At 37.2% G+C, this 22,526-nt stretch carries 21 protein-coding genes and 1 pseudogene; 14 read left to right on the top strand and 8 right to left on the bottom strand.

From position 1 onward, the window contains the following. Nucleotides 1-133: 133 nt before the first annotated feature. Nucleotides 134-1,051 (bottom strand): DMT family transporter, encoded by a 918-nt coding sequence (locus tag ABDZ63_RS00505; protein ID WP_343780996.1) that lies wholly within the window; start codon nt 1,049-1,051, stop codon nt 134-136. 236 nt (nt 1,052-1,287) lie between these two features. Here ABDZ63_RS00505 and ABDZ63_RS00500 point away from each other — a divergent pair, with 236 nt between their 5' ends. Next, nucleotides 1,288-2,772, top strand: a complete 1,485-nt coding sequence (locus ABDZ63_RS00500; RefSeq protein ID WP_343780993.1) for a potassium/proton antiporter — start codon at nt 1,288-1,290, stop codon at nt 2,770-2,772. Between the two features lie 122 nt (nt 2,773-2,894). On the opposite strand, the gene ABDZ63_RS00495 is transcribed toward ABDZ63_RS00500, so the two are convergent. Both ABDZ63_RS00495 and ABDZ63_RS00490 read right to left on the bottom strand, forming a co-directional pair. Continuing rightward, a complete protein-coding gene (locus ABDZ63_RS00495; protein WP_343780990.1) occupies nt 2,895-3,152 on the bottom strand; it encodes a hypothetical protein in 258 nt (85 codons plus the stop codon). Nucleotides 3,153-3,226: 74 nt separating this feature from the next. Beyond that, a complete protein-coding gene (locus ABDZ63_RS00490) occupies nt 3,227-4,894 on the bottom strand; it encodes a sensor domain-containing protein (RefSeq protein ID WP_343780987.1) in 1,668 nt (555 codons plus the stop codon). Nucleotides 4,895-5,125: 231 nt separating this feature from the next. Between ABDZ63_RS00490 and ABDZ63_RS00485 the strand changes: the two genes are divergently transcribed. Then, entirely contained in the window at nt 5,126-6,685 is a 1,560-nt protein-coding gene (locus ABDZ63_RS00485) for an FAD-dependent oxidoreductase (protein WP_343780983.1), read from the top strand. Nucleotides 6,686-6,918: 233 nt separating this feature from the next. On the opposite strand, the gene ABDZ63_RS00480 is transcribed toward ABDZ63_RS00485, so the two are convergent. After that, nucleotides 6,919-7,380, bottom strand: a complete 462-nt coding sequence (locus ABDZ63_RS00480) for a hypothetical protein (RefSeq protein WP_425541924.1) — start codon at nt 7,378-7,380, stop codon at nt 6,919-6,921. Between the two features lie 180 nt (nt 7,381-7,560). On the opposite strand from ABDZ63_RS00480, the gene ABDZ63_RS00475 reads away from it, so the two are divergent. The 10 genes from ABDZ63_RS00475 to ABDZ63_RS00430 all read left to right on the top strand — a co-directional run bounded on the left by ABDZ63_RS00475 (nt 7,561) and on the right by ABDZ63_RS00430 (nt 17,030). Continuing rightward, entirely contained in the window at nt 7,561-8,091 is a 531-nt protein-coding gene (locus tag ABDZ63_RS00475) for a D-glycero-alpha-D-manno-heptose-1,7-bisphosphate 7-phosphatase (protein WP_343780980.1), read from the top strand. A gap of 75 nt (nt 8,092-8,166) precedes the next feature. Beyond that, nucleotides 8,167-8,730 carry a TetR/AcrR family transcriptional regulator gene (locus tag ABDZ63_RS00470; protein ID WP_343780978.1) on the top strand — a complete coding sequence of 188 codons (564 nt, stop codon included), beginning with the start codon at nt 8,167-8,169 and terminating at the stop codon, nt 8,728-8,730. A gap of 229 nt (nt 8,731-8,959) precedes the next feature. After that, nucleotides 8,960-9,850 (top strand): beta-keto acid cleavage family enzyme, encoded by an 891-nt coding sequence (locus tag ABDZ63_RS00465; protein ID WP_343780975.1) that lies wholly within the window; start codon nt 8,960-8,962, stop codon nt 9,848-9,850. A gap of 3 nt (nt 9,851-9,853) precedes the next feature. Then, a complete protein-coding gene (locus ABDZ63_RS00460; RefSeq protein WP_343780972.1) occupies nt 9,854-10,798 on the top strand; it encodes an L-carnitine dehydrogenase in 945 nt (314 codons plus the stop codon). A 12-nt stretch (nt 10,799-10,810) separates the two neighbouring features. After that, nucleotides 10,811-11,281, top strand: coding sequence for a thioesterase family protein (locus ABDZ63_RS00455; RefSeq protein WP_343780969.1), 471 nt, complete (start codon nt 10,811-10,813; stop codon nt 11,279-11,281). 44 nt (nt 11,282-11,325) lie between these two features. Further along, entirely contained in the window at nt 11,326-12,525 is a 1,200-nt protein-coding gene (locus ABDZ63_RS00450; protein ID WP_343780967.1) for a quaternary amine ABC transporter ATP-binding protein, read from the top strand. After that, a complete protein-coding gene (locus ABDZ63_RS00445) occupies nt 12,525-13,367 on the top strand; it encodes an ABC transporter permease (RefSeq protein WP_343780964.1) in 843 nt (280 codons plus the stop codon). Before ABDZ63_RS00450 ends, ABDZ63_RS00445 begins: the two co-directional genes overlap by 1 nt. A gap of 26 nt (nt 13,368-13,393) precedes the next feature. Continuing rightward, nucleotides 13,394-14,272 carry a glycine betaine ABC transporter substrate-binding protein gene (locus ABDZ63_RS00440; protein ID WP_343780962.1) on the top strand — a complete coding sequence of 293 codons (879 nt, stop codon included), beginning with the start codon at nt 13,394-13,396 and terminating at the stop codon, nt 14,270-14,272. Nucleotides 14,273-14,604: 332 nt separating this feature from the next. After that, nucleotides 14,605-16,284: a CocE/NonD family hydrolase gene (locus tag ABDZ63_RS00435; RefSeq protein ID WP_343780960.1), complete on the top strand. Its 1,680-nt coding sequence runs from the start codon at nt 14,605-14,607 to the stop codon at nt 16,282-16,284. 101 nt (nt 16,285-16,385) lie between these two features. Next, nucleotides 16,386-17,030: a hypothetical protein gene (locus ABDZ63_RS00430; protein WP_343780957.1), complete on the top strand. Its 645-nt coding sequence runs from the start codon at nt 16,386-16,388 to the stop codon at nt 17,028-17,030. Nucleotides 17,031-17,066: 36 nt separating this feature from the next. On the opposite strand, the gene ABDZ63_RS00425 is transcribed toward ABDZ63_RS00430, so the two are convergent. From ABDZ63_RS00425 to ABDZ63_RS00415, 3 genes are all read right to left on the bottom strand, one after another. Beyond that, on the bottom strand, nt 17,067-17,774 hold the full coding sequence (locus ABDZ63_RS00425; RefSeq protein ID WP_343780954.1) for a CAP domain-containing protein: 708 nt from the start codon (nt 17,772-17,774) through the stop codon (nt 17,067-17,069). Between the two features lie 111 nt (nt 17,775-17,885). Then, the gene (locus ABDZ63_RS00420; protein ID WP_343780951.1) at nt 17,886-18,329 is read right to left on the bottom strand and encodes an S-Ena type endospore appendage; all 444 of its coding nucleotides are present in this window, start codon (nt 18,327-18,329) and stop codon (nt 17,886-17,888) included. Between the two features lie 270 nt (nt 18,330-18,599). Continuing rightward, nucleotides 18,600-19,232, bottom strand: coding sequence for an MFS transporter (locus tag ABDZ63_RS00415; protein WP_343781113.1), 633 nt, complete (start codon nt 19,230-19,232; stop codon nt 18,600-18,602). A 125-nt stretch (nt 19,233-19,357) separates the two neighbouring features. On the opposite strand from ABDZ63_RS00415, the gene istA reads away from it, so the two are divergent. Together istA and istB are read left to right on the top strand one after the other, a co-directional pair. Further along, nucleotides 19,358-20,914 (top strand): IS21 family transposase, encoded by a 1,557-nt coding sequence (gene istA, locus ABDZ63_RS00410; RefSeq protein WP_343780949.1) that lies wholly within the window; start codon nt 19,358-19,360, stop codon nt 20,912-20,914. Continuing rightward, nucleotides 20,911-21,681 carry an IS21-like element helper ATPase IstB gene (istB, locus tag ABDZ63_RS00405; RefSeq protein ID WP_343781111.1) on the top strand — a complete coding sequence of 257 codons (771 nt, stop codon included), beginning with the start codon at nt 20,911-20,913 and terminating at the stop codon, nt 21,679-21,681. Before istA ends, istB begins: the two co-directional genes overlap by 4 nt. On the opposite strand, the pseudogene ABDZ63_RS00400 reads toward istB, so the two are convergent. After that, nucleotides 21,682-22,367 (bottom strand): annotated as a pseudogene (locus ABDZ63_RS00400) (MFS transporter). It abuts the gene before it with no gap. Nucleotides 22,368-22,526 lie beyond the last annotated feature (159 nt).

Raw genomic sequence — 22,526 nt, 5'->3', positions numbered from 1 at the left:
GATTTCGCACTACATCAAAATGGTCTAACGCTGATAATGTTTTCCCGAGGAAATTTAAGCATTTTGATTCCGGTCGGGTCATAGTGTCAATTATTTTTAACGACTGTTTATCCTTTAACTCTGATTCTTTTCTTCACTCTACTCGTTTACGTTTTCTAAAGTATTTAATATTTTTAAGATTCATATTAACTAATAACACACCCATTATAACTAATAAACCACCAAAAATATGTGCGACTAATAAGCTTTCGTCTAAAAATAAAATGGCACCTATCGTTGTAAATACGGGCAATAAGTTCAAAAACACACTTGAAAGTGATGGCCCTATATCTGCAACAGCTAAATTCCAAAGCATTAATGCAATAAAGGATGGAAAGACACCTAAAAAAAGTAGTCCTAACCAATGGCTTAATTCAATATAATTAAATGGAAAACCAACTACATACCATTCGATCAACATCATAGGAAACAAGATGACCACACCTAAACTTAACATCGCAGCCATACCGCTATAAATTGGGAAGTTGTGATTGTATTGTTTAACTAATAACGAATAAATCGCCCATACCAATACGGCCAACAACATAATTAAATCACCCGTATTGAACTGTAGCGACATTAACATTTCTAAAGATCCGTTTGATAATACCCAAACAGCCCCTATAAAAGAGACCATCATACCTGTAATCTGTTTTTTAGTTAAGCGTTCCTTCAAGAAAAAGTAACCTAAAATTAATGCAAACATAGGCGTTGACGCTTCTACAATACCTGCGTTAATTGCCGTTGTATAATTTAACGCTAAATAAACTAATACATTAAATGAAACAACACCTGTTAAAGCAAATCCTAACAGTGGTTTCCAGTGCTCTATTAAAACATGGTTATGCCACTTTAATTGTTTTCTAGCAAAAGGAAGAACAATCATGACAGCGATTAAACAGCGAAAGAATGTAATCGTAATTGGTGGCAATTCACTAATCGCCTTTCCAACTAACAAATTGGCGGAAAAAATGACAACCGTAATAATTAAGAACAAGTAAGAACGAATCATCTCAATCACCACCTTTACGCTATCTTAGCATTAATTAAAGTAAAAACAAGAAGTGACCACTTCAATACTCGAGATTAGCCTTCAAACGCCATATATTTTGGCTCCTCTCTAAAACAGCACCTAATAGCTCAAATGTGTATAAAATTCACAAACACTACTTAAAAATCAAATTAATAACTAAATAAAAGTATTTATGATAAAATTGAAAAAGAAATAAATTAATAAGGGGGGAAATGATGCTTGTTGAAACATTCGGAAATGACGGATTAATTTTCTTAGTGGCATTTCTATTACTAAGCGGAATCGTCGCTGCTAAATTCTCTAGCCGATTAGGACTACCCGCTCTTGTCCTCTTTATAGCAGTTGGTATGGCAGTTGGTAGTGATGGACTTGGTATTATATATTTCGATGATGTTGAGTTAGCTCAATTCATCGGTATTCTTGCACTTATTATTATTTTGTTTGAAGGTGGTTTACAAACGAAATGGAGCACTGTTCGTTCTGTAGCTATCCCCTCGATTTCCCTCGCCACTGCAGGTGTACTTTTCACCGCAATAATTACAGGGTCAGCTGTTTACTTAATCCTTGATGTGACGTGGTTAGAAGCATTACTATTTGGTGCAATTGTGGGCTCCACAGATGCAGCTGCTGTATTTGCTACTTTAAAAGAACGGAATATTAAAGCGAAGATGGGGGCAACCCTTGAAGCCGAATCAGGGACGAACGATCCCATGGCTGTATTTTTAACTGTTATGTTTATTGAGTTGATCATTAGTGATGAATCGAACCTGTGGATGTTGATACCATCCTTTTTCTGGCAGATGGGAATTGGTTTAGTTCTCGGACTAGCGATTGGAAAATTGGCTTATAAGGCCATTAATAAAATCAATCTTGAATCAAGTGGACTATATCCCATACTCGCAGTATCGTTTGCCTTCGTTACATATAGCACAGCATCATTTATTGATGCAAGTGGGTTTCTTGCTGTTTATGTTGCGGCTTTAGTCATTGGTAATTCAGAGTTGACTTATCGACACTCGATCTTCCAATTTAACGAAGGAATTGCTTGGACTGCTCAAATCATGATGTTTATTATATTAGGGCTATTGGCATTCCCTGAGCAGGTATTTCAGTTATCGAATATTTTTGCAGGTATACTTATTTCATTAGTTCTTATTTTTGTAGCAAGACCTATAGCTGTCTTTTTATCAACGATCAAAATGAAGTACACCTTAAAAGAGCGACTCTTCATTTCTTGGGCAGGCTTAAGAGGTGCGGTTCCGATTGTATTGGCAACCTTCCCAATTGTTGCTGGGATTGATGGTGCTGATCAATTTTTTAACATCATTTTCTTCGTTGTCTTAACCTCTGCATTAGTTCAAGGTTCAACTATATCTAATGTGGCAAAACATTTAGGTTTAATGGGACCTGCAAAAGACACACCTCACCATTCGATTGAATTGATTTCTATTGCGAAAGCAAATGCAGAAGTCGTTCAATTCCAAACAAATCGTGATAATGCGATAGTTGGTAAGAGGTTGCATGAGATCGACTTCCCGACCAAATCCTCCATTGCAGCTATTGTAAGAGGAGACGAATTGGTTACACCTTATGGGGATACTGAAATTAAAGCAGGGGACTTTTTATACATTCTTGTCTCCAAAAAATATCACACACAACTTATGAAGGTATTAAACAATAAAAATAAGCAAGCGAAATAATCGCTTGCTTATTTTTCAAATATTTATAGGGAGATATTTACGAGCTCTTAACTATAAGATAACATATAAAAGTGCTTTTATAATTTACGTTCGGGTTAATAGTTTATTACAATTATTACAGTTTACATAATAGTTAAAATGATTATAGCTCCAATAAATACAAGTACGAACAAGACTATGTATATAATAGCTAAATTCGGAATGTTTCTACGTAACGACTCTTGTTCATATTGTTGTGACCTCTCCAATTCTTCATCTGCACCTATCCCCTGACTCTCATATTCTTTAATCTGTCGGTCGTTATTTTTAGCTATTTTTAAAGTTACAATCAACGTAAAAATAAATAATACACCGATAATGCCAAGTAATGTAGGTAACAAGACAAACACTCCCATCTTCACATAAATGAAAGACGGCCTATAAAGAAACCGCCTTTATTACAATCTTCCTATGATTATACGATTGTTGTCAATTGATATGTATCTTTCCCCGATGATTTCGCTTCATATAATGCGCTATCAGCAAATTTAATCAACTCTTCATCAGATACCATGCTTGAATCAGGAAGTGCTACACCAATACTTGTTGTAACTTCTAACTCTTCACCACTAACATCCCACTCATCTTCTATCACTCTTTGAATTCTATGAATGACTTCTAATGCGTCTTGCTTTGAGTTAATGTTAGTCAACAAAGCAATAAACTCATCTCCACCTAGCCTAGCTACAAAATCAGACTCTCGTAAACTATCTTGAATTCTACGACCAAATTCTTTAATCACTTGATCTCCAATATCATGACCAAATTCATCATTAATCGATTTAAAATTATCAATATCTAACATCATGACAGCAAAGCCTTTTTCGCCCTTTTGATAATCCGCTATGTGCTTAATTAAGTTTGATTGGAAAAGTCTCCGATTAGGTAATTCAGTTAAAGGGTCATGATAAGCAAATAATTTCAACTGTTCCTCATAAGCCTTACGCTCTGATATATTACGGGTTACAACAACCATTTGATGAAATTGACCATCATCAGCATAAATTGGCTTTGCTTGTAACTCAAACCACAGCCACTCTTTTTCCTGATGGTATTGACGAAATTCCAATGAAATCGGACTTCCTAGTTCTTTAGCACGTTCAAAAGCATCTAATACTGTATTAAAGTCTTCTTCATGCAAATTGTGTAATAAAGACTGACCAATATAATGTTCTGGGAAATAACCTAACACGTGACGATAAGAAGGTGAAGCATATGAGATGACTCCCTGTCCATCCACTAACGTGATTAGATCATGAGAGCTTTCAGCAATCATGCGGAAGCGTTCTTCATTTTTGGACAAAGTTCGTTCTGCATTTCTTTGTTCTGTCATATCTTTAATGATGACATACACCCCAGTCACTTTACCTTCCATTACAATTGGAGTCATAGTCACATCTAGGTCCATTTCATCTCCGTTACCGTTATGAGTGTTAACCTCAAAGTTTTGAGGTTCTTTTCGCAAAGTTTGAACGAAATGTTTCTTTAACTTTCTTTTCAACTGCGAATTCACAAATTTAAACGCTACTTGATTAATTAAGTCTTCACGCTTATAGCCAAATAACAACTCAAAAGCATTATTCAATTCGACTAATCTCCCGTTATAATCAACTGAGAAGATCGCATCTGCATTCTCTAAAAACAAAGATTTATAGCGCTGTTTACTTGTTTCTAGCCTTTTCTTAGAATCTTCCCTCGTTTTCTCAGCCTTTTTAACATCAGTTATATCACGAACTACAGCTACAATATGCGAACAATTCCCCTGTTCATTAAAAAGCGGTGTTAATTTCGTTTCAGTAATATACCCATTTTTACTATTTGAATGAAATAAATCTTCATACGTAATCGCACTATTTGCTTTTACAGCTTCAGTATACTTCTTATGTAAGTAAACCGATTGCTCATAAGAAAGTACATCGCGCAATTCCTTTCCGATTACTTCCCCTGTTAAATTTGCCTTATCCATCGCCAAATCATTTAAGAATTCATAATAGAAGTTATACTCTTCCTCAACCCTCATTACAAACACCATACTATCTAAACCGCTCATTAATACTTGATTATATAACTGATTACTAATCACGTTATAGAGCCCCCCAAGAAAACGTTCCCTCATTTTGTACCCAATATCCAAATTTAATCACTATTGTTTTAATTTTACGATATCTTTTATGAAAAATCTACCAAAAATAAGGACTTTTTCCCCACAAATAAAAGTAAGTGGCATATTCTATTTCAAAATAATTTAATCACATGTATACCCTTTACCTTTTAGTAAAAACTGTATGGAGGACGGTAATGGAGGTTGTTAACTATGGATGGTTTACCTAATGAATCAAAACCAGTATGGAAAGAATCGTTAGATATGACTCAGCACAAAGCATTATCAAAAGATCATAAAACAGATGTTGTCATCGTTGGGGGTGGTATTACAGGTGTTACAGCTGCCTATTTACTAACAAAAACTGGTACTAATGTAACTTTAATAGATGCTGGACATCTCGTAAAAGGGACGACCTTACATACAACAGCAAAAGTAACAGCACAGCATAATCTTATTTACGATGAATTGATTAAACATTTTAATTACCAAATCGCCCGTGGGTATTTCGAAGCGAACAAAGATGCGATGAATTTATTCGAACAAATTATTCAAGATGAGCAAATTAGTTGTGACTGGGAAACACATGATGCATACCTATTTTCAACTTCAGGTGAATACGCAAATAAGATTGAAACCGAATATCAAGCCTACCAAAATCTAAATATTAACGGAAAAGTAACTGAATCAATACCCTTTAATATCGAAATTGAAAATGCACTTTACATGAAAGATCAATACCAATTTAACCCGACAAAATATTTAAGTAAGCTTGTTAAAGTCATTCAAGAAAAGGGTGTGACTATATTTGAGAATACAGTAGCTGTTAACGTCGAATCTAATGATAATTCAGCTACTGTCATGACACGAGAAGGGCATAAAATTGAAGCTAACTATGTATTATCTTGTTCACACTTCCCTTTTTATGAAGGAAAAGGCTTATACTCAGGAAAGCTCCATGCTGAAAGAGCTTATGTAATTGCTTTTCAAAATGATGACCCTTACCCCGGTGGAATGTATTTAAGCGTTGATCAACCAACTATGTCAATAAGAAAGGCAATGATTAACAATAAAGAATACATTTTATTTAGTGGTGAAAGCCATAAAGTTGGACAAGGGAAGAATCTGCATAAGCATTATTTAAACTTGAAACGGTCAAAGGAACAAATCTTTGGTAACCAACCAATTGAATATCGCTGGTCAACTCAAGATTTAGTCACTTTAGATAAACTGCCATATGTTGGTCCTGTAACGAAAGATGAACCTCGTGTTCTAATCGCTACAGGCTATCGTAAATGGGGCATGACCAATAGTACTGCTGCAGCAAAATTAATGGTTGATAAAGTACTAGGTAAGTCAAACCCATATGAAGAAGTCTACAAACCATCTCGGTTTAATGCAGACCCTAGCTTGAAGAAATTTTTCGTTGAGAATTTTGATTTAACTAAACATTTACTAAAAGGAAAGCTTGAATTCCCGAAAAATAAAGTTTCAGACCTTAATAAAGGTGAGGCCACAACCTTTTTAATGAATGGTCAACGAAAAGGAGCGTTTAAAGACGAAGATGATACTGTATACATTGTAGATACAACGTGTACTCATGCTGGGTGTGAAGTCAATTGGAATGATGCTGAAAACACGTGGGATTGCCCGTGCCATGGTTCACGTTACTCATTTAAAGGTGAAGTAATTGAAGGCCCAGCTGAAAGAGACTTAAAAAATTATGATTTTTCAATGCTTGATTTACTAAAAAAAGATGAGTCTGGCTATTAATGGTTGACCGCTAAATCTGCTTAGTATTTGATGATTAGGCATTCATTTAAAATACTAAGATAGATGAGCATTTATCAGCGCTCAGGCTCAATTTATCAGCGCTCAGTACCCTTTTATCAGCGTTCAGACCTTTTTGATGCAGTGATATCAAAGTACAAAAATCCGAACGCATTCATTTGCGATGAATCGTTCGGATTTTTTATTATGACAACTATTTTGTCCCAAGCTCTTTCTTAATAACATTGAAAAGAATTGATTCGCTCTAAATCAACACCATAATAAACCCAGAAGAACCCAGTCCAACGATAGCCTGATACTGACCTTCTCCCTACATAGGTTGGATAAAACCAAAAACGCTGTCTATTATCTAACCACAAGTAAGTGTAACGATATAGACAACCTCGAATGGCGCCTGGGTCTACCGCTTGTAATCCAATTTGCGGTTGTTGTGGTGGTATAAATGATGGCGGTGGTGATGCTGGTGGGCCGCCAATCCCTGGAGTAGAGCCTGGCTGTTGTCCAGGGAATCCTGGTTGAAACCCAGGACCTGGTTGGCCATCTGGTCCTTTTATCCCACCAGGTGGTACTGGAGGTGGACCGAACATTCCTCCTCCCATAAATGGGAAGCCAAACCACTGTCTATCATTTTCATCATAATAATTATAATATGACACACTTGCGCACTCCTTCCAAATCAAAATCAGTCATACAACAATGTATGCCTAGTAAGGAAATCAAGTGCCTATAACTTTAAATTGATCTAAAAATAAATTATTTGAAACATGTTATCATAATGAAAGAGTTATTTTTTGTAAAGTGGGATTAAGTTAATTGGTAATATGATGATGACTTAGAAAGTAATAAGGAGAATTCAAATGAACAAAGCAGTATTTCTTGATCGTGATGGAGTAATAAATGAAGTGAAATCGACTCGCGTGCGATTCGTCAATAAACCTAAGGACTTCTTCTTTCTACCGGGTGTAAAAGAAGCAGTTGCTAAACTTAATACTTGTGGCTACGATGTTTTTGTGGTGACTAACCAAGGTGGTGTTGGTTTAGGGTATATGAGTGAAAAAATGTTAGATGAAATCCATCAACATATGCAAAAAGAATTTGATGAAGCGGGTGCAGTGATCAAGGAAGTACAAGCATGTACTCATGACCCGAGTGAAAATTGCCCTTGCCGTAAGCCTAAGCCAGGAATGTTAGAAGCATTAATTAAAAAATATAATATCACTGTCGATAAAAGTTATATGATTGGTGATCGTGAAGTCGATATCGAAGCTGGAAACGCAGCAAAGCTTACAAGCATCATCGTTTCTAATCAATACGACAAAGCCAAACAATCATTTGAAGATTTACCAGAAGTAGTAGAGTGGATTTGTGAAAAATATACTAATTCATAATTGAAACTATACCGTCTAGGTAGTATAGTATATACATAGATAGTTCTATTTTCGGAAATAAAAGAGGGATATATGATGAGCAAAAACTCTAGAAAAATTGAAATCTTAAACTCCGCTTCTAAAATTGTAAGTGATAAAGGAATTTTTAATTTAACTCTTGAATCTGTCGCAAAAGAGGCTGGTATCAGTAAAGGCGGTCTACTTTACCACTTTCCCTCAAAAGAAGCACTGGTAGAAGGTATGGTTGAACATCTAGCACATAACTATCGTGAAAAAATCACTAATAATGTAGAGCATGACCCATTAGATAAAGGGAAGTGGACTAGAGCTTTCCTTAATGTCACCTTTAACCAAGGTTATCCTAATAAGGACATGCATTCAGGATTATTAGCCGCTAAAGCGGTTAAACCTGAGTTGCTAAAACCTCTTAACATAGCATATGAAGAATGGCAATCAAACATAGAAAACGATGGGCTAGACCCTATAGATGCTACAATTATAAGATTAGCAACAGATGGCATATGGCTTTCAGAGCTATTTGAGATTTATCAAATCGAACCTGAACAAAAGAAACAAGTCTATAAACGATTACACGAATGGTTACAAGATATGTATTTTACTTCAGACCCAAAAGAATAATCCCCCAATTTCACAAGTCCACTACAAATTGTAGTGGATTTTTTGCATTCCTCTCATCCCCTACTATTACAACACTTAAGTACTTTTTCACTGCCAAATAATTTAAAAAACTCCTAAATTGCTGTTGATTAAAAACCGTCTGGATGGTACAGTACTTTACAGAGTTTCAAACCGTCCGGATGGTACAGCAAAAATACAAAATTTAACTTAACATGAGGAGGATTTTATAATGACTAACAAAGTTATGCTAACAGCTGCCGTCACTGGCGCTGGTGATACAGTTGAAAAGAACCCTAATGTTCCAGTAACACCAAAAGAAATTGCTGAGTCTGCTATCGAATCAGCAAAGGCAGGAGCTACTATCGCCCACGTCCATGCACGTGATCCAAAGACTGGCGGTATTAGCCATAACATTGAGCACTATCGTGAAATTGTTGATCGTATTCGTGAATCTGAAACAGATGTGATTATCAATATTACTTCTGGTGGTGGTGGAGATTTTATCCCAAGTCTTGATACACCCGCAGCAGGTGGTGAGGGAACAGATATACAAACACCCAAAGAACGCCATAAACCAGTTGGAGAATTACTTCCTGAAATGTGCACATTAGATTGCGGGAGCACAAATTTCGGAAACATGATTTACATGAGTCCAACAGATTGGTTAAGAGAACAAGCTACACTTGTTAAACAAAGTGGCGTTAAGCCTGAATTAGAATGTTTTGATACAGGTCATTTACGATTTGCTAACCAACTTGTGGCTGAGGGTTTAATTGCTGATGATCCAATGTATCAGTTCTGCCTAGGTATTCCTTGGGGGGCTGAGGCGGATGTGGAAACCATTTCATATATGAAAAGCCGTATTCCAGAAAATGCTTATTTCTCAGCGTTTGGTATCGGTCGTATGCAACTACCTATGGTTACACAAACGGCTTTATTAGGAGGCAATGTTCGAGTTGGCCTTGAAGATAACATTTTTCTTAAAAAAGGTGTTCTAGCAACAAATGAACAACTTGTTGACCAAGCTGTTAAGCAATTACACAGCAATAACATTGAATTAATGACACCTCAAGAAGCACGTGAGCAGTTCAACTTACTTCAACCTAACGGAGGTAATTAATCTATGACAGCATGGACTCAATCACCAAGAAAAGTAGCAGTAATCGGAACTGGTGTAATTGGGAATGGTTGGATTATTCGTTTTCTAGCCAACGGATTTGATGTTGTTGCCTATGACCCAGTAGAAGGTGCAAAAACGCGTACAACACAAATCATCAATAATGCTTGGGATTCAGTTGAACAAGTTGGACTTCATCCAGAAGCAGACCAAAACCGATTAACTTTCGTATCCAGTATTAAAGAAGCTGTAAAGGAGGCTGATTTAATCCAAGAGAATGTGCCTGAGCGAATCGAGTTAAAGCAACAAGTATTAGCTGATATTGATCAACACGCAAAGCAAGATGCAATTATCGCCTCAAGCACTTCAGGACTTAAGCCGACTATTTTACAAGAGAAAATGGACAATCCAGAACAGCTTGTAGTTGCTCACCCATTCAACCCAGTTTATTTACTTCCACTAGTAGAAATTGTTGGAGGTGAAGCAACAACTCAAAATACTATTAACAAAGCTTATCAAATCTATGAATTAGCTAATATGAAACCGATGATAATCGAGAAGGAAATTGAAGGTTTTATCGCTGATCGTCTAATGGAAGCTCTTTGGCGCGAAGCTCTTCACCTTGTTAATGATGGAATCGCAACAACAGAGGAAGTCGACAAAGCAATCACTTATGGTGCTGGTCTTCGTTGGGCACAAATGGGGCCTTTCATGACGTTTCACTTAGCTGGTGGTGAACAAGGCATGCGTCACATGTTAGAACAATTTGGCCCTGCTTTAAAACTACCTTGGACTAAATTAGAAGCACCAGAATTAACAGATGAATTAAAGGAATGTGTCATTAATGGTTGTGAATCACACGCAGGTGAACGTTCTGTTGCAGAACTAGAAAGAAAACGCAACGAATTTCTAGTGAAACTAATGGATTTAGTTGAAGATTACTGGCCATAAAGAGGTGATAATATGTTAAAGCAATTTCATTATCAAGATTATGTACGTGCTGAATGGGTTGATTATAACGGTCATATGAATGATGCGGATTACGCTCGTGTATTTAGCCATTCGGTTGATGCATTCATAGAACACATTGGCCTAACCCAAGAAGTTATGACAAATGAAGCATATACTATTTTCACACTGGAGACACATCTTTGCTATTTAAAAGAAGCACATGAAGGTGAAGAACTATCTATTTCAATACAAATAATTGATCATGACGCTAAGCGTTTACACGTTATATTTTCAATGTTTAATGAACAACAAGAAGTAATCGCAACAAGTGAACAAATGTTAATGGGAATCGATACAAATGCAGGTAAGCCTGCCCCATTCCTACCTCCAATTCAGGAAAACATTAACACAATCTACTCGAAACATGAACATTTAGACAAACCGAAACAAGTTGGAAGAACAATTGGGATCAGACGAAGATAACTACTGATTTCAGATTCTTCCCTGCCATAAAAAGGAGACTGTTTATGAGCAAAATAAAAGTTAATCAACTAACCAAAATATTTGGACCAAATACAAAGCAAGCTTTAGACCGTTTAGACAAAGGGTCAACTAAAGATGACATTCTAGCAGAAACCGGGAATACTGTAGGGGTTAATCAAGCTAACTTCGATGTTAAAGCTGGTGAGTTCTTCGTCATTATGGGATTATCAGGAAGTGGTAAATCAACTCTAATTCGTCTAGTGAATCGATTGATTGAACCAACTTCTGGTCAAGTATTCATAGATGATGATGAAATTACTAGCATGAATAAAGATGAGCTTATTGAAGCACGCAGGAAAAAGTTAGGGATGGTATTTCAGAATTTTGGCCTATTCCCTCACCGTAACGTGATCGGTAATGTAGCTTATGGATTAGAAATTCAAGGTATAAGTAAAGAAGAACGTGAGAAAACAGCTCAAAAATCAATCGAGGATGTTGGATTAAAAGGTTATGAAGAAAGCTTTCCAAGCCAATTAAGTGGTGGTATGCAACAACGTGTAGGGCTTGCTAGAGCATTAGCTAATGACACTGACATCCTATTAATGGACGAAGCTTTCAGCGCTCTTGACCCTCTCATCCGCAAAGATATGCAAGATGAATTATTAAGACTGCAAAAAAGGCTAGGGAAAACTGTCCTGTTCATCACTCACGACCTAGATGAAGCATTAAAGCTTGGTGATCGCATTGCAATAATGAAAGACGGTCAAATTGTTCAGGTCGGTACATCAGAAGAAATATTAGAGAATCCTGCAAACGAATATGTTAGTAACTTCGTAAAAGATGTTGATCGCTCTAAAGTATTAGACGCTGAACAAGTGATGCGTCGACCTGAAGTCTTAACTACTTATAAAGGTGGTCCTAGAACAGCAATTAAGAAGATGGAGGATGTTGGAGCTTCAAGTATTTTTGTTGTAGATCGTGATGACCATTATAAAGGGTTATTAACAATTGATGATGCGATTCGTTCTTATAATGAAGATATTCCAATGGAGGAAGTTTTAAAACAAGACGTTCATACAACTACTCCAACAACACCACTAAACGATTTAATCGGAATTGCAGCAGATACAAAATATCCGATTGTCGTATTAGATCCAAGTGAAAAACTAGTTGGTATTATCTCACGCGTTTCTATTCTATCTGGACTCGTCCTAGGAAAAGAGAAAGACGAGGTGAGTAATTAATGAATTATTTTGATTTACCTTTAGAACAATGGACAAATACGTTTGTAGATGATTGGTTTTTACCAACATTCGGAAATGCATTCGACTCAATTGGGGCAGTGCTAAACGCCTTTGTCGATCTCGTCACTGATGTCTTACTATTCGTACCGCCAGAGCTATTCACACTATTACTAGTCATACTCTCTTGGCGCGTAGGTGGGAAAGGACTAGCTATTTTCACCTTTTTAGGCATGTTGTTTATTGGCTCTGTTGACATATGGGAAGAGTCTATGCACACGTTATCAATTGTTATTGTATCAACATTCGTCTCATTACTTGTTGGTATTCCAGTTGGTATATTAAGTGCTATGAATGATCGAGTACAAAGTATTGTAAGACCAACATTAGACTTTATGCAGACTTTACCAAGTTTCGTCTATTTAATTCCAGCCGTACTTCTTTTCGGTTTAGGTGGAGTATCTGCAGTAATTGCAACATTTATTTTCGCAGCGCCACCAGCTGTAAGAATGACAAACTTAGGCATTAGACACGTACCTAAAGAAGTAATCGAAGCATCAAAAGCGTTCGGTTCAACTTCAAAACAATTACTCTTTAAAGTCCAACTACCACTGGCAGTGCCAAGCATCATGGCTGGTGTAAACCAAACCATCATGCTATCACTATCGATGGCCGTAATCGCATCGATGATCGGTGCACCAGGTTTAGGTGCTACAGTATTACAGGCGATTTCTCGAGTGAATATTGGGCTCGGCTTAGTCGGTGGTTTAGGAATTGTTGTATTAGCGATTATTTTAGACCGTATTACACAAGGAATTGGACAAGGTCAAAATAATAAATCTTAATCAAGCTATTTAAAGGAGAGTTATTCATGAAGAAATTATTTATTACACTAACTGCTCTTGCACTTGTTGCGTTAGCAGCATGCGGAAACGGTGAAGATCAAGACAGTAACGGAGATTCAGCAGAAGTTGAAGAAAAAGGCACACTAACATTTGGTGTAACACCTTGGACAAGTACAGTTCCTCCAACAAAAGTAGCAAAACTAGTACTTGAAGATATGGGTTATGAGATTGAAGAGACACAAGCAGACGTAAGCTCTACTTTCATGGGCTTATCACGTGGAGACATTGATATTTTCATGGATTCTTGGATGCCTGTTCACGAAATCTACTTTGATGAGTATGAAGATTCTGTTGAAAATGTTGCCACAAGCTATGACAATGCAGATGCAGGTTTAGTTGTTCCAACGTACGTAGATGACATTGAAACTGTAGAAGATTTAAAAGGTAACGAAGATATGTTCGGAAACGAAATCTACGGTATCGAAGACGGTGCTAGTGTTACAGAGACGATCGATGAATTCATCGAAGCTTATGACTTAGACTTTGAACAAGTTAATTCTTCTGAAGGTGGAATGATTGCACAAGCGCAGCGCATGATGAATAACGAAGAACCAGTCATTTTCTATGGTTGGAGACCACACACTATGTTTAATGAATTTGATCTTAAAATTGTTGAAGAGCCAGCAGCTGATTACTTCGAACAGTCTTCAGTTCACGTTGTAACTAATAGTGAACTAGCTAATGATCATCCAGAAGTTTATGAGTTTCTATCAAATTGGAGCATTCCAATTGATGATGTAGAGGCTATGATTGTTGAGATTGAAGATGGTGCAGATGAAGAAGAAGTTGCACAAGAGTGGATCGATAACAATCAAGACCACATTGATGAAATGCTAGAAAGCTAAACCTCCCCTTTTAATATAACAAGGGGATGAGACGGAACTAATTGTTTAAACGCAAAACCCGAACGAAATCACTTATAACTTCGTTCGGGTTTTACTTTTAGATCCGCTCCATCAAAATGCTTCGCTTTCCGTGGGCGGCTGATGAGCCTCCTCGTGCTACGCACTGCGGGGTCTCACCCTGGCCTTTGCTCCCACAGGAGTCTACGCATTTTGATTCCGCTAAGCGACTGATCAATTAATCTAAAAATCTAATTGTTCGTGTTTTCATAGCTCTCCAAACCTCCTATCCCAACCTCTTTTCTATAAAAAAATTTAAGAAAGGAATGTTACTTATGTCACAAGTCATCATTGAAAAGGATGTTTCCTGTAAGTTAAGAGATGGTGTAACACTATATGCCAATATATATCGTCCCAATCAACCTGGACAATTCCCAACTTTACTTAGTCGTTTGCCTTATAATAAAAACTTACCAAACTTCTCACATCGCTACATCGACCCACTTCGATTAGTAGAACAAGGATACGTAGTCATCATACAAGATGTTCGTGGCCGCTTCGCTTCAGAAGGAGAATTCCAACCGTTTAATCAAGAATTTAATGACGGTTATGATAGCGTCGAGTGGGCAGCCTCGTTAGATTTTAGTAATGGTCACGTTGGCTTATTTGGTTTGTCTTATTACGGGTTTACCCAAATGTTCGCCGCGATGAGTCAACCACCGTCACTAAAAGCAATCTTCCCTGCTTTTACAGGACATAACATTGCTGAAGAATTCTCAGAACGTCAAGGCGCTGTGGAACTAGCTAAGTTACAGACATGGATGTTAGATTCCGTCGCTAGTGACTACTTAAAAAGAAAACAAACGGCAGAGCAATTCAAACTAACGGAGAAAAAAATAACTCATGATTTAGACCATATATTTGAATGGCATCGTTATACACCATATGATGAATGGCCTCCGATTATGGAGCATGAAACTATTCAACAACTTTACACTGACTATATTAACAATGAACTATTTAGTGATACGCTAAAACACACTGACATCAATGCAGTTCAAACACCTGGTTTCCACATGGCAGGTTGGTACGACTGCTTCTTAAATGCAACAATTAATAACTATACTGAAACAGTTCAAAATAACTCTAACCAAAAGTTAATCATCGGGCCTTGGGGACACGGTGTGTTTTCACCATACTTTGGTGACAGATATTTTGGTTTGCACAGTTCAGGTGACGACATTGAAGGTAAAGATGATGTCACTTCCTTACACATCAAATGGTTTGATCATTGGTTAAAAGGAAAAAGTTCTAATGTAATTGAAGAGGCTCCTATTAAACTATTTGTCATGGGAAGTAATAAGTGGCGGTCTGAGTACGAATGGCCATTAGCAAGAACGAATTACACACCATTATATTTACAAAATGACAACAGACTCTCTTTTAATCAGCCTTCTGAAAATAAAAGTTACAACCAATTTAAGTATGACCCTAACCAACCTGTACCAACTAAAGGAGGGCCATCACTTTTCATTCATGGAATAAACACCGGCCCATTAGCCCAAAATGAAATTGAAACTAGAGATGATGTTCTCATCTATACAACAGAACCACTAGAGCAGCCAGTCGAAGTAACAGGTCCCGTAAAAGCCTATATTTATGCCAGATCTGAAGCCGTTAATACAGATTTCACTGTTAAACTAACTGACGTACAACCAGACGGAACTTCAATTAACGTTACTGAAGGTATTGTTAGAGCGAAACATCAACACCCGAATTTTAAGCCTGGTGACGTTACTTTATTTGAGATCGACCTTTGGGCAACTAGTATTGAATTTTTACAAGGTCACAGAATTCGAATTCAAATCTCATCTAGTAATTTCCCGATGTATGATGTAAACCCCAATACAGGTTACAGTTTAAAGAATACTACAGAGACAACCATTGCGAACCAAACTATATATCAAAATAAAGATTACCCTTCTCACATCCTGTTACCTATGATTGATTCATAACGAAAAGTACTCGGAAATACCAGTTGCTTTTCAATTTCCCATTCCCTAGTTGGATAATTATGTTAAACTAGACACACATTCTAAATCTTGGGGGAATTGACATGTCTCAAAACGAAGAGCCAAAAAAGTTCAATAAAATCGAGGCCGAACAATTAAATATTGTCGACAAAAACGGAAAAGTAAAGCTTTCTTTATTTAATCAAGATCACATCCCGCCTGCTATTATGGATGGTGTCGACTTTATACCAGGCCATCGACAAAATGATCCGATCTCTGGATTAATGTTTTACAACTCAGAAGGTGATGAATGTGGTGGTTTAATCTACGGAAATGAAATTAAAGAAGATGGTAGTTACGAAGCTGGTGCATCATTGACTCTTGACCAATATAAACAAGATCAAGTTGTCCAAATGAGTTATGTCGACAACAATGGTGAACGAAACTACGGCTTTTCAGTATATGACCGACCTGAACAAAGCTTAAAAGAGACAATCGAACAACATGAGGAAATAAAAAACTCCAACCTTTCTGATGATGAGAAAGATGAAGCTACTAAACAACTTTTTGAAGGTAATGTTCCACGTGCACAAATGGGGAAAAGCAGAAAAGGCGATGTTTCAGTTAAATTAATGGACAGCAAAGGGAACCAACGCATTAGAATGGTCGTTGACGAGCATGATACTCCTAAAATTGAATTCCTCGATGAAGATGGGAATGTTACTTATAAGCTCCCACCGAATGAATAACAATCAAAAAGAGATACATATACTCGTATCTCTTTTTTACTTTCCTATAAACATTTGTGTCCAATACGTTTGATGCCCATCTTGAACATAGCCAACACCGAGATGAGTAAACGAATCGCTTAATATATTAGCTCTGTGACCATCGCTGTTCATCCACCCATCCATCACTTGCTCTGGTGAGCGCTGACCCATCGCGATGTTCTCACCTGCTGCCATATAATGCAGACCGTATTCATCCATCATTTCAAAAGGAGAGCCATAAGTTGGTGATTGGTGGTCAAAGTAGTTGTTAACTGCCATATCATACGATTTCTCACGCGCAACAACACTCGCCTCTTCGGAAAACTCGACAGGTTCAAGTCCTTCTTTTTCACGCTCTTCATTAACTAATGCGTGCACTTCCTTTTCAAACTCTTGCGGTGTAAAGTCTTCTGTATCAACTTGACTTTCCGGTTGATATCCATCTAGTTGACTTGGATTAAACACAGGAGATGCTTCCTGATCACCCTGACTTATTTGCGAAAGTGTAACTGCAATGTGATCAAACGTTTCAACGACTGAACCAATCATCTCTTGAAAATCAGCTTCTGACATTCTATCTTTAAAGTCGTCGACGACATCTTCTAATGTTATACCCTCACCTACTTGTTCTTCATCAGTAGACTCTTGGCTGAAAAATCCGCCTACAGGGAACAAATATAGTGCACCAAAAATAATCGTCACGAGTAAAATCGCTCTAATCATATAGCTCGTTCCTTCCTTGATGAACTTCTACTACTATTATTATAGTACGGATACTACCATAATGAACAAAAAATCGACTTCGTAAACACTTAGCAATATTTAGGACCTCTCTTAGTCAAAAGAATCCCACACTCTTAAATAGTTCACATCAATACAATACTTCCCATAGCACGAACCACTCAGGCTCTCATCCTGACAAACAATCTCAACTCGTTCAACACTTGCGAATGTTTTACTAACAGCATTACCCGTCTGATTCGTAACAGATGGACCTACAGGAGCAGAAATTTCAAATACGTGCTCTTGCTCATCCGAATCCGTTACGATCACTATTAAACTATTCGCACAACCACTAATATAATTGACTGTGATTGTCCCACCCACTCGCTCGACTAAATTATTACTAGGCGGCGTCCCACTTTCATTACCATTTTCCCAAAGTAACCTTCTCGTCTCTGCTTCCGTACAAGGATAGGACCAATTACCACAAAAAGACGACTCAATAATAAACGGCTCTAAATTAAAATTACCCCTCTTACCACATGAACTACTCATCGCCTACCACTCCTCTGACGCTCTAAATACGCCTTGGACAGTAGTGCTTCCAGAGGGACAACAATTTCCTGAACTCATTCTATTTCCACCCTTTTCATTGACTTTCATAATTTAAAACTATTTTTCTTACTATATTATTCAATGCAACTTAGCTAAAGTTGTAACGGTTAATATAATTAATCAATTAAAAATTCAGCAATAAAAAACGACCCTTGATGTAAGGATCGTTTCAAATTTCTAATCGTATTCAACTTATGTGACACTTACAAACTACTTCTTCAACTCCTCTATGACTTTAGGGTACTCACGATCTAGGCGATAAAATAACATTAATACTATTTGAACAATCGCTAATAAAAGTGGAATATATATATTTAAGGCTAGAATCATATTTAGAGCAATCTGTGGTTGTGCATCTGCAGTTCCAATGTAGCCACTCATGCCTAGTAACCAACCAATCAATGCCATACCAACACCTGTTCCAACTTTCATCCCAAAGCTTGTTCCACTATTAATAATGCCAGGAGAGCGAATGCCTGTTTTATATTGACCATATTCTATTGTTTCATTAGTTAAAGCAAACACAAAAGCAATTGTTGGCATATAACCGATCCCTACAATCGCTGTTCCGATTAGAAATATCGTTAAGTTTTCTGGTTCAATCATTCTTACTAACTGTCCAATTATTAATATTGACGAACCAACAATAATGATGTTTTTCTTACCATACTTTTTAACTAGTGGTCCAAGGAATAATAAACCTAAAATCATCGGCAAGATCAACGCTGCACCAATAAATGAAAACACCGAACTATCTCCGATGATCCAGTTTGCATAATAAATACCTGCCCCTTGGATTAAGGCCATAATGGCATAAGAAACGACGCAAAATAAAGTAACAATGATCCAGTTGTAAACGCTAAACTAAAGTAGACAGTTTTTGCTCAATAAAAATGAACACTTTTCAATCAAAAAATAACTCTCCGTAGTATGATAGATTTATCATCTATCAGCAGGAGGGAAAAAAGGTGGAAAAGTGGCTAATGTTTATGGAAATCTATCAAATGAAGAAACAAGGATTCAAAATTAGGAGGATTGCAAGAAAATTAGGTGTTTCACGAACAACAGTTTATAAGTATCTCGAAAAGTCGCCAGAAGAAATGGCTGAGTGGATGGCTTCTACACGTAAAAGGAAACGCAAGTTGGATCATTACGAGTTATTAATTCATACTTGGTTAAGCGAAAACCCTGATCTTTCTGGAGCTCAAGTTCATGATTGGTTGAAGGAACGTTTCGCAGACCTGTCGGTCGGAGAAAGTACAGTTCGAAGTTATGTTAAAGAACTAAGAGAAAAATATAACATTCCAAAAGTGATGACACCTCGTTCCTACGAGGCGATTCCAGAGTTACCAATGGGTAAACAGATACAAGTGGATTTTGGACAATCGAAACAAAAAACAACTCAAGGTCGTACTCAAAAAGTATATGTGATTTGTTTTGTTTTATCGCATTCTCGTTACAAGTATGCAGAGTGGTTAGATCGACCTTTCACCACAAAGGATGTTATTCGAGCTCATGAACATGCTTTTGAGTACTTTGGAGGGGTACCAGAAGAAATGGTTTATGATCAAGATGCATTGATCGTTGTTAGTGAAAACGGTGGCGATATTATTTTAACCGAGGAATTTCAAACCTATTATAGAGAACGAAAGTTCCAACTTTATGTTTGTCGTAAAGCTGACCCAGAGAGTAAAGGAAAAGTGGAGAATAGTGTTAAGTTTATTAAGCAAAACTTTGCCAAGAACCGTGTATTCAGAAACATAGAACAATGGAATGAACAATGTTGGGAGTGGCTTGAGAGGACAGGCAACGGCAAAGTGAATAATACAATAAAAAAGAAACCGGCAGAAGTGTTCTCCGTCGAAAAGAAACATCTTAAGCCGATTACTAAGAAAATAATTCATTCACCTATTAATTCAAGTATAGCAAGAGTCGTACGTAAGGACAACACTATTTTATACGAGTCCAATCGTTATTCTGTGCCATTAGGCACTTATGATAAACACAATAGCGTGTATGTGAACGCAACAGATGATCAGAAGCTTCGCATACATGAATCTATGGGTGGGCCTATTATCGCTGAGCATCAATTATGTGAAGGAAAAGGAGAACTCATTCAAGATAGACAACACAAACGAGACCGAACGAAAGGTATACCTGCCTATATGAAAACTGTTTCTGAAGCGTTCCAAAATCAAGACAAGGCTATGAGTTATTTAATGGAAATTCAAACACAGTATCCCCGATACATGAGGGATCAGTTAAAAATCATTTCAGATTCGGTTAAGGATGTTCCATCCAACATAAGAGCTGAAGCTCTGAATGAATGTGTAAAAAGCCGTTTTTATAGTGCTTCGGAATTTAAAGATGTCTTAACCCATTTAATAAGGCAACAACAATCCACTAAGAGTACAGAAATGGCCATACAACAGATGTCAGCTGGACAATCTAATTATGACAACATGAAACCAGAAGTAAGAGATTTGGATCCGTACCTTGAGGTTCTTGAAGGGGCGGTGAAATAACAATGACTTTAGAGCCATTACAAAAACAGTTTAAGACACTACGTTTAGCAGAAACAGCAGAATACCTACCTGATCTCATTCGATATGCCGAATCCAAAGAATGGACTTATCGTGAGTTATTAACAGAAATGGCTTCATATGAACTAAAAAGACGTGAGGAAAAGCAAATTGAACGACAATTGAAGTGGGCAGCATTTCCTGCCCACACAACACTTGAGATGTTCAACCTTAATGAGCAACAAACTTTAAGTCAAAAGCAAATTAAACAGTTAAGTGAGTTAACCTGGGTAGATCAATTATATAACTTGGTCCTGTTAGGACCAGCGGGTGTCGGTAAAACCCATTTAGCCACTGCACTGGGGATTGAGGCGATTAATCAAGGGTATCAGGTCATGTTTATAACTATGGAAGAATTAATAAGGAATTTAAAAGCTGAAGAATTCACACGAAAAGCCCAAATTAGGATGAAACGAATCAGAAACGCTAATCTGGTCATTATTGATGACCTAATGTTTATGGCGATGGATCAGAGAGAAGCTAATCTCTTTTTCCATCTCATCAATGACTTACATGACAAAGCCTCGATTATATTAACTTCAAATAAGGGTCCAAGTGAGTGGGGCGAGTTATTAGGTGATCAAGGGATCACCACAGCCATTTTGGATAGGGTACTACATCGGGTAGAAGTCATTCAATTTCACGGTGAAGACAGTCATCGAATGAAGAATCGAACTTCCATATTTAAGGAAGAAAGTGTTCAGAATTAATTAGCAAAAAGTGTTCATTTTTACTTGACGCTTACACCAGTACTTATTTTTCAACAGAGCTTTAAAACCTTCTTTTGCTGCAACACCATCTTCACCACTTAACGTTGACAACTCTGTTCGTTCCTTAACATTCTTAAAGGTAATAAGTAAAGCTATGACGACAATCACACCGTAAATTGAAGCAACAACAGTCCACCCAACGATTTGGGCTAAAGGCTCAGATATAACCATCGTTAACAACGTACCAGACAAGATTAAGATTTGGGCATAAATGTTCGTCAACGATCGACTATGTTGATCTTGTGTCATTACGCCCATCAATGTTTTATGAGGGATCGTAACAGATGTATAAACTAATATAAATAAAAATAAGTCACATAAGCGTAAACGAGTTTACCTGTATCCCCTAAATCAGGCACAGAAAACAATAGAACGGTAGCCACACCTAACGGTACACCCATCCATAGAAGCCATGGTCTGGCACTTCCATGCTTCGACCTTGTCTTATCAACAAACGACCCCATTCCTAAATCCGTTACACCATCCATTAATCTAGCTACTAACATTAACGTCCCAACTGCACCGGCAGCTAATCCTGCTACATCTGTATAATAATACGTTAAAAAAGAACCAATTAATGTCCAGATCGTAAACGTACCAAAACTCCCAACACCCCAAGCCCACATCTCTTTTTTAGGTGGTTGTTTTAAAGCTTGGTCATTTTTCACTCCCTCTTCATTCACTACTTTCACCCCGCCTCTTTTATCTAAAAATTCTAACTATTAAATATATACTAACATAGTTATTAAGTCATGAGTGAATGGGTTTAAATTTTATATCAAACT

Source organism: Alkalibacillus silvisoli (assembly GCF_039521975.1).
Lineage (GTDB): Bacteria > Bacillota > Bacilli > Bacillales > Alkalibacillaceae > Alkalibacillus > Alkalibacillus silvisoli.
Note: the sequence above shows the minus strand (reverse complement) of the source record. Positions and strands in the feature narration are given on the sequence as shown.